The sequence below is a fragment of the Bacteroides xylanisolvens XB1A genome (assembly GCF_000210075.1).
GTDB classification, from domain to species: domain Bacteria; phylum Bacteroidota; class Bacteroidia; order Bacteroidales; family Bacteroidaceae; genus Bacteroides; species Bacteroides xylanisolvens.
Genome location: NC_021017.1, coordinates 4,519,216 through 4,532,019, shown reverse-complemented (window position 1 = coordinate 4,532,019; position 12,804 = coordinate 4,519,216). Strand labels below are relative to the sequence as shown.

16 protein-coding genes are annotated in these 12,804 nt (G+C 45.1%); 11 read left to right on the top strand and 5 right to left on the bottom strand.

The genetic code is table 11. From position 1 onward, the window contains the following. Positions 1–44: 44 nt before the first annotated feature. Both BXY_RS17340 and BXY_RS17335 read right to left on the bottom strand, forming a co-directional pair. Positions 45–320: a GNAT family N-acetyltransferase gene (locus tag BXY_RS17340; RefSeq protein ID WP_004314771.1), complete on the bottom strand. Its 276-nt coding sequence runs from the start codon at positions 318–320 to the stop codon at positions 45–47. A gap of 180 nt (positions 321–500) precedes the next feature. Beyond that, complete coding sequence (locus BXY_RS17335; RefSeq protein ID WP_008021110.1) at positions 501–1,814, bottom strand: TIGR01777 family oxidoreductase; 1,314 nt, start codon at positions 1,812–1,814, stop codon at positions 501–503. 60 nt (positions 1,815–1,874) lie between these two features. Between BXY_RS17335 and BXY_RS23645 the strand changes: the two genes are divergently transcribed. The 4 genes from BXY_RS23645 to BXY_RS17315 all read left to right on the top strand — a co-directional run bounded on the left by BXY_RS23645 (position 1,875) and on the right by BXY_RS17315 (position 4,446). Beyond that, positions 1,875–2,105 (top strand): hypothetical protein, encoded by a 231-nt coding sequence (locus BXY_RS23645; protein WP_032851589.1) that lies wholly within the window; start codon positions 1,875–1,877, stop codon positions 2,103–2,105. Between the two features lie 21 nt (positions 2,106–2,126). Beyond that, a complete protein-coding gene (locus tag BXY_RS17325) occupies positions 2,127–3,107 on the top strand; it encodes a lytic transglycosylase domain-containing protein (RefSeq protein WP_008021109.1) in 981 nt (326 codons plus the stop codon). Positions 3,108–3,237: 130 nt separating this feature from the next. Further along, positions 3,238–4,086, top strand: coding sequence for an ion transporter (locus tag BXY_RS17320; protein WP_009040786.1), 849 nt, complete (start codon positions 3,238–3,240; stop codon positions 4,084–4,086). A 51-nt stretch (positions 4,087–4,137) separates the two neighbouring features. Beyond that, positions 4,138–4,446, top strand: a complete 309-nt coding sequence (locus tag BXY_RS17315; RefSeq protein WP_009040788.1) for a HigA family addiction module antitoxin — start codon at positions 4,138–4,140, stop codon at positions 4,444–4,446. On the opposite strand, the gene BXY_RS17310 is transcribed toward BXY_RS17315, so the two are convergent. Further along, positions 4,441–4,806, bottom strand: a complete 366-nt coding sequence (locus BXY_RS17310) for a ribosomal maturation YjgA family protein (RefSeq protein WP_009040789.1) — start codon at positions 4,804–4,806, stop codon at positions 4,441–4,443. The genes BXY_RS17315 and BXY_RS17310 overlap by 6 nt on opposite strands. 175 nt (positions 4,807–4,981) lie before the next feature. Here BXY_RS17310 and BXY_RS17305 point away from each other — a divergent pair, with 175 nt between their 5' ends. Continuing rightward, entirely contained in the window at positions 4,982–5,650 is a 669-nt protein-coding gene (locus BXY_RS17305; RefSeq protein ID WP_015532530.1) for an MgtC/SapB family protein, read from the top strand. Positions 5,651–5,736: 86 nt separating this feature from the next. Here the strand turns inward: BXY_RS17305 and BXY_RS17300 are convergent, their stop codons facing one another. Together BXY_RS17300 and BXY_RS17295 are read right to left on the bottom strand one after the other, a co-directional pair. Further along, positions 5,737–6,510 carry a TIGR03915 family putative DNA repair protein gene (locus BXY_RS17300; protein WP_074909538.1) on the bottom strand — a complete coding sequence of 258 codons (774 nt, stop codon included), beginning with the start codon at positions 6,508–6,510 and terminating at the stop codon, positions 5,737–5,739. A gap of 225 nt (positions 6,511–6,735) precedes the next feature. After that, positions 6,736–7,998 (bottom strand): putative DNA modification/repair radical SAM protein, encoded by a 1,263-nt coding sequence (locus BXY_RS17295; RefSeq protein ID WP_015532529.1) that lies wholly within the window; start codon positions 7,996–7,998, stop codon positions 6,736–6,738. 279 nt (positions 7,999–8,277) lie between these two features. Between BXY_RS17295 and BXY_RS17290 the strand changes: the two genes are divergently transcribed. From BXY_RS17290 to BXY_RS17265, 6 genes are all read left to right on the top strand, one after another. Next, entirely contained in the window at positions 8,278–8,553 is a 276-nt protein-coding gene (locus tag BXY_RS17290) for a DUF4248 domain-containing protein (RefSeq protein WP_008644351.1), read from the top strand. A gap of 573 nt (positions 8,554–9,126) precedes the next feature. Next, the gene (locus BXY_RS17285; protein WP_015532528.1) at positions 9,127–9,747 is read left to right on the top strand and encodes a hypothetical protein; all 621 of its coding nucleotides are present in this window, start codon (positions 9,127–9,129) and stop codon (positions 9,745–9,747) included. 16 nt (positions 9,748–9,763) lie between these two features. After that, complete coding sequence (dnaB, locus tag BXY_RS17280) at positions 9,764–11,125, top strand: replicative DNA helicase (RefSeq protein WP_009040791.1); 1,362 nt, start codon at positions 9,764–9,766, stop codon at positions 11,123–11,125. A 190-nt stretch (positions 11,126–11,315) separates the two neighbouring features. Beyond that, positions 11,316–11,840 carry an HU family DNA-binding protein gene (locus tag BXY_RS17275; RefSeq protein ID WP_015532527.1) on the top strand — a complete coding sequence of 175 codons (525 nt, stop codon included), beginning with the start codon at positions 11,316–11,318 and terminating at the stop codon, positions 11,838–11,840. 259 nt (positions 11,841–12,099) lie between these two features. Continuing rightward, entirely contained in the window at positions 12,100–12,423 is a 324-nt protein-coding gene (locus BXY_RS17270; RefSeq protein WP_004314756.1) for a hypothetical protein, read from the top strand. A gap of 3 nt (positions 12,424–12,426) precedes the next feature. Next, a partial coding sequence (locus BXY_RS17265; protein WP_243442498.1) for an N-acetylmuramoyl-L-alanine amidase occupies positions 12,427–12,804 on the top strand: 378 nt, incomplete at its 3' end.

The window sequence follows — 12,804 nt, the reverse complement described above, 5'->3', positions numbered from 1 at the left end:
CATATCTCGACACATTTTTACATTCTAAAGCTTTTTCACTGAAATCAATCACTATTGCCATTCAGTTCCGGATGGCGTTCCAACCACTTCACTGCGTAAGAACAGGTGGCTTTCGGTTTCATTCCGTTGGCTATTGCGTAGTCGTACGCAGCTTTCACCAATGCAGCGGCTATTCCGCGACCTTCTATCGGGCGGGGCACGATGGTATGAATGATGTCGAGAGAATCACCTAAGAGGCGATATTGCACAAAGGCGGTACGACCGTCTACTTCTGTCTTAAACAAATGCTGTTCGGGCTGATGAATAATTTCGTAATCCATAATCTATGTTGTTTTAAAGTTCATTATTGTTTTAAGTACTCTTGCCTAATAATTATCTATTATCAGGCACGGATTTTACGTTTTTTTTTCAAAATGACGCATAGATAAAGCAACAGTGTTCATCAGCGTAATTCGTGCCTAGATTTATTATATAAACTAATTATGAAAGCATATTTATAATCAAAATTGTTCTATCCATTGCAACCGGTTGGTATCGTAACCGCGGCGTTCGGCAGCGGTGACGAGTTTCTTTTTGATTTCCTCGGGCAGTTGCGGCGTGCGGCTTAGTATCCAGAGATATTTATCGGTGCTGCTGCCTACAAGGGCATAGTTGTAATTCTCTTCATCCAGCTCCAATATGTAATAATCAGAGTAGAAATTAAGGAAGAAAGAAACTTTCAGTTTACCCGGTTGCGCGGGATCGGGTATCTTGGCGTGTCCGTTGGCAGTCTTGCAGATATCATAAGGAGAATTGCGCTTGCATCCCCGGTTCTCCACACGAATCGTACCGTCGGGACGAAGCGTGTAAGTGGCCGTGACATCTACCAGTCCGTGTTCGAAACGGTTCTCGTAGCGGGCTATTTCGTACCAAAGTCCCATATATCGGTTCAGGTCGAGAGAGGGGACCGTGGTGTGATCCGTACCTTTAAAAAGACGTTCGACAGTAGGGATGGAAAAACGAAACCCGGCTTCCGTCAGACGTGTCGGGCGGACTTTCTGACCGGCTGTAAGGAAAGAGGCCGCTTCACCGTAAAATATACGGAAAGCCCGCTGCGGAGCAATAATCGTTGTCCATGCCTGATAAGCTTTTCCCATCTCACGGGTAAAAGAATATTGCGAAATCTGTTGCGGAGCGACCAGATTATACACACCCCGCGTTTCTTCATGGGCAATAAAAAACTCCATGGCACGGCAAAGGTCGTGCATGGCTATCCACGGGAAAGACTGGGTGCCGGGACCGATGGCGGTAGCTACCTTCGTGGCTTGCAAAGGACGAAGCATCTGCTGCATCGCTCCCCCATCCGGAGAAAGCACTACGCCAAAGCGTGTAATGACGAGCCGGGTAGGTTGGGGACAGTGTTTGGCTTCTTTCTCCCATGCATAACAGAGATCGGAAAGAAAACCGTCGCCGCGGGTACGGGTATATTCGTCCGCTTCCACTTCCGGAGGATAATAGCCCACGGCGGAAGCTGAAATCATCAGTTTCGGTTTTGTCTTGACGGCATTTAACGCACGGATAATACGGTGCGTCACCACAATGCGGCTGTTGAACAATTCCTGTTTGTACTCCGGTGTCCAACGCTTATTGATGGGTGCGCCAGCCAGGTTGATGATTACGTCGCAATGCGTCAATGTCTGAATCAAATGTCCGGACATACCTTCGCGAAACATCGATCTTCCCAAGGGAATAATCCGGTGTCCGCCCTTTTCTGTGAGATAATTGGAAAGATGTTTACCTATATATCCGGTAGCTCCGGTCATTGCTATATTCATCTTGATTCATTATTTATTTTAACTCTATTAGAAAAACGTATAAAATGCAAGAAAAGTTCTTTGAAAAAAACAAAATGGGGCTATCTTTGCAAGGCAGACTTTAATACTGAAAGAAAAAAAATCTCTGAACAGACTGACAAAGAGAGAGAAAATTTGTTCTATCAAATAAAGGAGACGATGAACGGCATCTACAAACAGGGCGGACGGAATACAGAAAGCGATCTGTTTGGAGAGAATGGCAAGTATGTGAACAGTCCGACAAAGTCTGAACAAGAAACTGAATGGTATTAACTGAAATAATGAAATAAATAAATGAAGAAACAAACTAAAATCAACTATATTCTTACGCTCATATTAGTATTTTGCATCGGCGCATCCATTCCTGTATTGACAGGCAGCAGCCAGGTGACCGAACAACATTCCGCCAAATCGGAAGTTCCTTATTGTGTCACCTCGCCCACCGTTCCCGCCCAGGTTACTTTTGACGGAGAAACCATTGACCTCCGCCGCTATGACCGCCGCGAACGGATGGATCGTGAGATGATGGCTTTCACCTATATGCATTCCACCACCATGCTACTGATAAAACGTGCCAACCGATACTTCCCCATCATAGAACCGATACTGAAAGCCAACGGCATCCCCGACGACTTCAAATACCTGATGGTAATCGAAAGTAACCTGAACAACATCGCCCGCTCTCCGGCAGGAGCAGCAGGACTGTGGCAGTTTATGCCCGCCACCGGACGGGAATTCGGACTGGAAGTGAACGACAACGTAGACGAACGCTACCACATTGAAAAAGCAACCGTAGCCGCCTGCAAATATTTCAAACAAGCGTATGCCAAATATGGAGACTGGATGGCTGTCTCCGCCGCCTACAATGCCGGACAGGGACGTATCTCCTCCCAACTCGACAAACAACTGGCAAGTCATGCCATGGACTTATGGCTGGTAGAAGAAACTTCCCGCTATATGTTCCGCATATTGGCAGCCAAAGAGATATTCAACAACCCGCAACGTTACGGGTTTCTGTTGAAGCGGGAACATCTGTATCCGCCCATTCCCTACAAAAAGGTGACCGTCTCCACTAGCATCAATGATTTGAATGATTATGCCAAATCACAAGGTATCACATACGCACAACTCCGTGATGCCAACCCCTGGCTGCGCGACACCTCATTAAGGAACAAGACCGGAAAGACATACACCCTCTATATTCCTACACAAGAAGGTATGTATTACGATCCGAAAAAAACAGAGGCCTATAATAAACAATGGGTGATTGACTGAAAATCCTCTCCCCTAACCTCTTCTCATAGCGGAAAACGGAGTTTGCACTGCCCATTCACAGCCAAACAACCTCTTTCTACAAGAAGATGCCGGAGGAACGTCCAAATAGCATTTAGTATGAACTGTTAGTATGAAACTGAAAGAAAGAATCCATCGTTTTTTACATGACGAAAAACTGAAACGAAAGTTGTACGTCATCATCTTCGAATCGGACACTCCCGCCGGGAAACTGTTCGACGTGATTCTGATCGGCTGTATTCTAGTCAGCGTACTGCTTGTCATCATCGAAAGCCTGAAAGGACTTCCCAGCTTTCTGACGACTCCGTTCGTCATTATGGAGTACCTTTTCACCGCTTTCTTCACTTTCGAGTACCTGACGAGAATCTACTGCTCGCCCCGTCCCCGGAAATACATATTCAGCTTCTTCGGAATCGTAGACTTGCTAGCCACCCTTCCGCTCTACATCGGCCTGCTCTTCCCCGGTGCACGCTATCTGCTCATCATCCGTGCTTTCCGCCTGATACGGGTATTCCGTGTCTTCAAGCTCTTCAACTTTCTGAATGAAGGCGAACGACTACTCACCGCCTTACGCGAAAGCAGCAAGAAGATTGCGGTATTCTTCTTATTTGTCGTCATCCTGGTGACTTCCATCGGCACGCTGATGTATATGATTGAAGGAACACAACCCAACTCCCAGTTCAACAACATCCCGAACAGCATTTACTGGGCTATCGTCACCATGACTACCGTAGGCTATGGAGACATCACCCCCGTCACCGGTCTTGGGAAGTTCCTTTCCGCCTGTGTCATGCTAATCGGTTACACAATTATTGCCGTACCGACAGGGATCGTATCTGCCTCCATGATGAAAGACTACAAACGCAGAAGAGACAAAGAATGTCCCAACTGCCATCGCTCCGGACACGAAGACAATGCCGAGTTTTGCAAATATTGCGGACATAAATTGAATAATGACTAAACACATAGAGTGACAGATATAACCAATCATTATCAATAAAAAGATTAAATTATGGATACAATAAAAAGATTACCAACACACCCAGGTGATATATTGAAAGAAGAATTGGAATGTCGCAGAATCTCTCAAAAGAAATTCTCGGAAATTCTGGGAGTTCCCTATACAATGCTTAATGAAATTTTAAATGGGAAAAGACCTATTACCAGTGATTTTGCATTAATGATAGAAGCCGCTCTAAACATTAATCCAGAACTACTCATCAATATGCAAGCACGATATAATATGGCTCTGGCACGTGAAAAGAAAGCACTTTCAAACCGATTAAACGAAATACGAAAAATGTGTGCCTCATTGCTATGAGTTCTTGCCAATACGCTCGAATAAAACAATAAACACACAGCCTACCGCATAACAAGCTATGTCCGCCCAATCGAACGTAGAGCCCAGAATGATTCTGGCTGCACGGTTCGTGATCCCCAATGTTTCCACCAACCGGAAGTATTGCAGCACTTCCACAAAACAGGCAAAAAGAAAGACATAAAACGACATCCGCGGAATTCCTGTCGGGAGAAATATCCTCACAAAACTATACACCAGCACTACCACCAGCATATCTCCGACATAAGGACGTATAAAATTGTCACGCACATACAAAGCTATCAATACCTCGATGCAAAAGATCAGCAGAAAGCTGATTATATAAAAAAATCTTTTCTTCATTATTCACTCAATCACAGGGTTAAACATTCATTTGAGTCTGCGAATATACGATAAAATAGATCGAATACGTTCAAATATTACTAAATGATTGATCCATAAAAGAGAAATAATTGTATATTTATAGTTCCAAGTATTTTTCCACAAACAATAAAAAAACAGAAAGGAGATTGAACACATGATGTTGAACATAGATTTCGTCATTCGTTTATTGGTCGCCGGCATACTGGGGGCGATCATCGGACTGGATCGTGAATACCGTGCCAAAGAAGCCGGATACCGTACTCATTTCCTCGTATCGCTAGGCAGTGCCCTGATTATGATTGTTTCCCAATACGGATTTCAGGAGATTATAAAAGAAAGCAGTGTCACGCTCGACCCCAGTCGTGTGGCGGCTCAAGTCGTCAGTGGTATCGGATTTATCGGTGCGGGAACCATCATCTTCCAAAAGCAGATTGTACGCGGCCTGACTACCGCCGCAGGAATCTGGGCAACTGCCGGTATCGGACTGGTAGTAGGCGCAGGAATGTACACCATCGGCATTGCTGCCATGGTATTGACCCTCATCGGACTGGAATTACTTAGTTACCTGTTTAAAAGCATCGGAATGAAAAGCTCGATGGTTTCTTTCTCTACTTCCAACAAAGACACTCTGAAACAGATAGCGGACAGATTCAACTCTAAAGACTACCTGATAGTCTCTTACGAGATGGAAACGTTGCATAAGGGTGAAGCAGAGTTTTATCAGGTGAGCATGGTAATCAAGTCGAAACGAAATAACGATGAAGGACATTTGCTTTCATTGATACAGGAGTTTCCGGAGGTAACAGTGCAGCGAATTGAATAAGTCCCTTTACAAAAAACAATAGAGACAAGAAAAGCAGAAGAAACAAGGAGGAGTATTTTAATTCTAAAATATAAAGAGATGAAAACCTATTTCTGCTTTTCCGTCAGATACTTCCAATAACGTACAGGCATATCCTGCCTGTGCTTTCTCGGATTCATACGTTCTTTGATACAAATGGCCTTGAAATAAGTTTTCCAGAGTTGTTGGAAAAGTTTCTCATCCTTGTCCATCAGACTTTCATCCAGCATCCCCGTAATCAGATGGGATTCACGGCTGTCATCATCAAACGAGATGGTTGTCACCTCCTGCAAGTCATAATAAAAACCATAACGGCGTTTCATGTCGTAGATAATCCACTTCTGATCGGCAAAACGGTCTTTGAAATGGTGGACGGTAAGAGGAAGCGCATTATACTGCGGTTCGAAAGCCGCAAAGAATGTACCATCCGCAGCTTTCTGAAAACGGACAAACTGCATCAGGTGCACACGTTCGCCATCCACTTTCTTCCATATTTGCGCCAATCGCAAAACGTCCGGATCGCCAAAATTGGTTTCGATGGAACGGGGTGAGTCGATCGCTTTACGGATATAACGAAAAATGAGCATCCCTACCTCCGGAAGCTCCGACAGCCAACTTTGTGTGAGGCAGCCCAAAGCAGATACAGAGACTTTCTTCTGCAATCCCCGCCACACACGCCCTGCCTTCTCTTCATCGGTGACTACGGTATGCAACTCATCATAAAATAAGGGCAAAGCATCTCCTTCCGACAACAAATCATCGGGAAAGGTCTTGCGAAAATAGGCGTCGAACACGGCAGTCAGCAGACCATCAAAGCTTTTATCGTAAACAAAAAATTTCAAGATTTATGATTTCTGATTTATGATTTATGGGTTATGAATTATGATTTATGATTTATGGGTTATGACTTCCGGGTTATGATTTATTTTAGGCACGGATTACAGGGATGAATGCGGACTCTTTGTAGCAATGACAACACTAAAAACCGTGTAATCTGTACCTAAATTATTATATAAGCTAATCAACATACTTAGTAATTCGTTTAATCAGAATTCATAAATCATAAATCAGAAATCAAGTCGTAATTGGCGTTCATCCACTTTCTTTTTTGGTTTTGGGAGCAATAAGCTACGTACCCGTTGCGGCGAAAGTTCGTTCACAGTCAGCATTTGGAGAGGCAGTTCTTTGCAGGTGATGAAATATTGCGCCTTCTTCATCACCACTCCTATCTTCTTCAGTTCATAAAAACCCAGTCGCGAAAAACGGCGGGAGGCGACAATCAACTTCGCCGACTTCACTCCCACTCCCGGCACACGGAGCAACATTTCGTAGTCCGCTTTGTTGATGTCGACAGGAAACTGTTCGGGATGGCGCAAAGCCCACGAGAGTTTCGGGTCTATCTCAAGGTCGAGATCCGGATAGGCATCATCCACAATTTCGTCCACCTTGAATTGGTAAAAGCGCAATAACCAGTCAGCCTGATAGAGCCGGTTTTCACGTACCAAAGGCGGTTGCTTCAATGCCGGAAGACGTTTATCGTATGTATTCACAGAAACGTAGCCCGAATAGTAGACACGCTTCATGGTCGGCCGTCCGTAAAGAGCCGACGAAAGGAAAAGAATATCTTTATCCGACTCGGAGGTAGCGCCTACAATCACCTGGGTACTTTGTCCCGCAGGCGCGAAACGGGGTGCATGGCGAAACTTCTGCCGTTCTTCCTTACTCTCCAACACACCTTGCTGAATGTATTTCATCGGAGCAAATACACTTTTATGATCTTTCTCCGGTGCAAGGAGTTTCAGGTTTTCTTCTTTGGGAATTTCGACGTTGACACTCAAACGGTCGGCATACAGCCCGGCCTCATTCACCAATTCACGACTGGCACCGGGAATACTCTTGAGATGAATATAACCGTTAAACCGGTACACTTGCCGCAAATCTTTGGCTACACGCACCAGTCTCTCCATCGTATAGTCCGGATTGCGGACCACTCCGGAACTAAGAAACAACCCTTCAATGTAGTTACGACGATAGAATTCCATCGTCAGTTCCACCAATTCCGAAACGGAAAATGTGGCGCGGGGAAGATCGTTGCTACGCCGGTTGATACAGTAGGCACAGTCGTAGATACAATAATTGGTAAGCATGATTTTCAATAGCGAGATACACCGCCCGTCCTCGGCAAAGCTGTGGCAAATCCCCCATCCTCCGACAGTGTTTCCCAGCGTGCCCGGCTTATTGGAGCGCACCGTACCACTGGAAGAACAAGAAACATCGTACTTGGCAGATTCCGCAAGTATCTTCAGTTTAGCTAAGACGTTTTCGTTCATAATTCCCAATCTTGATTCTTTTCGCAAATATACGATTTAATTTGAGACGCGTATAGAAGAAAAAAAGTTTAGCAAATATATCAATACAAAATAAGTCAAATTTTATGATACAAAAAGCTACGCTTAAAAAAGGAGTTTAATAGATACAATATTTTATTACATAGATCAAATATGATAATAAAATAAATCGATTATTTTATCACAACAAATATATTTTCATTAACTTTGCAAAGTCAACACAAGAAGTGTTGCATTAATAAACAATTTAATTTTACACAAATGAAGACTTCAAACGAAAACGAAGAAGAAATGGAAGAACGAGAATGGGTTATCAATGGTTTTAAAACCTTCTCTGCCGTAGCGCAGGAGTATTTTCCCGAATATTCTAACGCTGACACAGCCAGCAAAAGAATGAGAAACGAAATAGAACTCGACAAACTGCTCTTCGACGAATTAAAAGCCGCACACTACGTACACGAAACAACACGTCTAAGTCCGAAGCAACAGCAGATCCTTTTCATGACCTGGGGACCGGAAAAAATAATCCTACGTTAGCGCATCACCCATAAGTAAAGATTTACTGCATCCTGACACCTCCGAAAACACAGAAAAAACGTGTTGAACGAACTATATTATATAGATTATTATATTTTAGTATTTATATATGTTCGGTTGGTGGTTCGCCTACTTTTTTTCGAGCGTTGCAAACGCATGACAGACAAGCAGTTGAGCCACCTTCAGGGGGTGTTCGTTTGGCTGTTCGATTTTTTGTCAAAAAAAATACTAAAAAGAAAGCCGCATGTTCCCGAACAGAGCCTCTATTTACGGCAAACAGAGGTTCTATTTCTAATAAACAGAGGCTCTGTTTCATCCCAACAGAACCTCTGTTTTTCTATTCATTCCCCCAATCTCATCTTTTACACCCGCGCGGTGTCACACAGAACAACATTATTTCCGTCCTACAGCCCCCAATACAGCCCAAATACCACCATACCGTTCAAAACACCCCCATTCCAGCCAAAAAAGATTTGCACGAACAGCCATTCATGCACTACCTTCGCAGCCGCATCCGACAATGTGTGCACATGGGAATAACCCCAAACAACAAGTAAATAAAAATACGCCTCAATGAAACAACTTCCAGAAAATCTCCTGCACGAAGGCTACATCCTGATTCCCAAAACACTGTTAAAACGTCAGATAAACGACAAAGCTCCGGGAGAACTGGAAGCGCTCCTCCAAGTCCTGATACACGCCAACTACTCGGAAACCACGTACAAGATTCAGCAGATCGACATCGTATGCCAACGCGGAGAATCCGTCATCAGCCAGCAACACTGGAGCCAACTCTTCCAATGGAGCCGATCCAAAACCCTCCGCTTCTTTCAAAAAATCCAGGAAGAGGGCATTATCAAGATCATCCCGCACCAGAAAGGAATCTTCCACATTCATATCAACAACTATGATTTCTGGACCGGCTGCATCTCTCCGGAAGCCCGCGAAGAAAAAAAGAAAGAAAAATCCGAAGTGTTCGACGTTTTCTGGGATAAATATCATGAAACGATGCAAAAACCCAAACAGTACGTCGCCCGTGCCCGCCGCGAATGGGACAAGCTCACCAAAGAGGAACAGCAGACAGCCATCGACCACATCGAGGAAGTCTACTACCACACCAACGACACACGTTTCATCCCCCTTGCCGCCACCTACCTGAAAGACAAGGCTTTCTTAAACGAATATATAGACTAAAAAACATCGAAAAGAAATGCAACCACACGCCAGCGAACTCGAAGAAGCCATCATTGGAGCCTGCCTGATAGAACAGGAGGCTCTGCCACTCGTAGCCGACAAGCTACGTCCCGAAATGTTCTACGACGATCATCATCAGCTGATCTTCGCCGCCTTGATAGCCATGTATCAGGCAAACAAAAAGATAGATATTCTCACCGTCAAAGAAGAGCTCACCCGTCGCGGAGTGCTCGAAAAGATAGGCGGGCCGTATACCATCGTACAACTAAGCAGCCGGGTAGCTTCCTCCGCCCACATCGAGTATCACGCGCAAATCGTCCACCAGAAATATCTGGCACGCGAAGCCGTAGTCGGCTTCAACAAACTCCTCACCTGCGCCATGGATGAAACAATCGACATCGACGACACCCTCATCGACGCGCACAACCTGCTCGACCGTCTCGAAGGCGAATCCGGACACCACGACCATATACGCTGCATGGACACCCTAATGACCGACACGCTGAAAGAAGCTGAATTGCGTATTGCCAAAAGCGTGAACGGCGTCACCGGCATCCCCACCGGACTGACCGAACTCGACCAGAAAACGGGCGGTTTGCAGGATAGTGATCTGATAGTGATTGCCGCCCGGCCTTCCGTAGGTAAAACGGCTTTTGCCCTACACCTGGCACGCAGTGCGGCAATGGCGGGCAATGCGGTGGCCGTCTACAGCCTTGAGATGCAAGGGGAACGCCTTGCCGACCGATGGCTGGCAGCAGCAAGCAACATCAATCCTTACCGGTGGAGGAACGGAATACCTACCTCACAAGAGATGGAAAATGCCCACACCGCAGCTTCAGAACTATCGGGACTCCCCATCTACGTGGACGACAGCACTTCTGTCAGCATGGATCACATTCGCTCAAGTGCCCGGCTACTGAAGAGCCGCAATCAGTGTGACGCAATTATTATCGACTACCTGCAACTCTGCGACATGGCTACCAAGCAGGCCAACCGCAACCGCGAACAGGAAGTGGCACAAGCCACCCGGAAAGCCAAGTTGCTGGCCAAGGAGCTGCATATTCCCGTCGTACTGCTTAGTCAGCTGAACCGCGAGTCGGAGAATCGTCCCGGAGGACGTCCGGAACTGGCACACCTGCGCGAGAGCGGAGCTATCGAACAGGATGCGGACGTCGTGATGTTGCTTTACCGACCGGCCATGCAACGCGTCGTCACCGACCGGGAAAGCGGTTACCCGACAGAAGGACTGGGGGTGGTTATCGTTGCCAAGCAGCGTAATGGAGAGACTGGGAATGTATATTTCGGACATAATCCGTCGATGACAAAAATATATGACTATGTTCCGCCATTGGAATATTTGGAAAAACATGCTAAATAAAGCGGTATATTGTATAAATAATCAAGACAATTTATCAAAATAGTATTGATACATATCCGGTGCAAAACTTTTTATATTATCAGAGAAAATAAAACCATATTTACTTGACTTCTCCTCTCTGATTTTGTATATTTGTAGTATCAAAAAGAAAACATATAATTATTCACTTAAACCTTAACTTTTCAAATTTATGGATGTATTAGTAGAACGCTATCAGCGCAAAAAGTATGTAAATCAGGAGGATGCTCCGTTACTGTATTACATACGTCAGAAATCGGGCAATGTAAGAGTGATGGACGTTGATACGATGGCTACCGCCATCGAAAGTAAATCGTCACTGACTGCCGGAGATGTGAAACACACCATTGAGGCATTTGTGGAACAGTTGCGCCTGTCGCTCACCCAGGGCGATAAGGTGAAGATTGACGGATTGGGTACGTTCCACATCACGCTGACTAGTGACGGTACGGAGACTATGAAAGATTGTACGGTGCGCAGCATCCGCCGTGTCAATGTCCGCTTTGTTGCCGACAAAGCGTTGAAGCTGATGAATTCGAGCCATACGAGTACACGAAGCGAAAACAACGTGAACTTCGTCCTGGGCGGAAAGGGCGATGGAAGCGATTCCGGAAACGGTGGTTCGGACGATGATTCCAGCAGCGGTTCGGGGGGCAATAAACCGGGCGGTGGAGAAGCACCGGATCCAGCAGCGTAAATAAGCTGCCCGCTCTATCTTCTTTGGCAGAATGAAACTTCATCCTTAGAAAAAACAGTATCACATGGTTTCAGGAACTGATCCATGTATGGTTCCTTGCCATGTGGTTGCTGTTTTTCTGTTTTTCTCTTTCCCGCATTTTCTCATTTTCTTTATTTCTCCATTTTCTTTCATTCTCGTGTTTTTTAGTTTTCCTATTTTTAGTTTCTCTTATTTTTTAATTCTCAATCTTTAATTTTTAATCTTTAATTCAAGAAAGATGTTAGACAAAATCATTGATATTATTACAGCCATCCTCCCTTTTTTCGGAGGTCGCAAAAAACGTCAGCAAATGATGCAGGACGTCAAAGAGTTCAGCGAACTAGTGAAAGAGCAGTATGGCTTCCTTATGAAACAGCTCGAAAAGGTGCTCAAGGATTATTTCGATTTGAGCGACCGTGTGAAGGAAATGCACTCGGAGATTTTTTCATTAAAAGGCAAACTTTCGGAAGCTGTCACTTTACAGTGTGTCAATAAAGAGTGTATTCAGCGCAACAATGGTTCCGAATCTGCATCATCATCCACTTCTTTAATACCTGCCTAACGCATGAGAACTATTAATCTGATTGTCGTGCATTGTTCCGCTACCCGCGAGGATAAATCTTTCACCGAACATGATTTGGACGTTTGTCATCGTCGCCGCGGCTTCAATGGTGTGGGTTATCATTTTTATATTCGTAAGAACAGGGATATTAAGTCTACCCGTCCGTTAGAACGGATCGGTGCGCATAGCCGTGGTTTCAACCGGGAAAGTATCGGTATCTGCTATGAAGGCGGACTGGACTGCATGGGACAGCCGAAAGACACGCGCACTTGTTGGCAGAAACACTCGCTACGGGTTCTTATCCTGACTTTATTAAAGGATTTTCCGGGATGCCGTGTCTGCGGACATCGTGATCTTAGTCCTGATCTTGACGGAGACGGT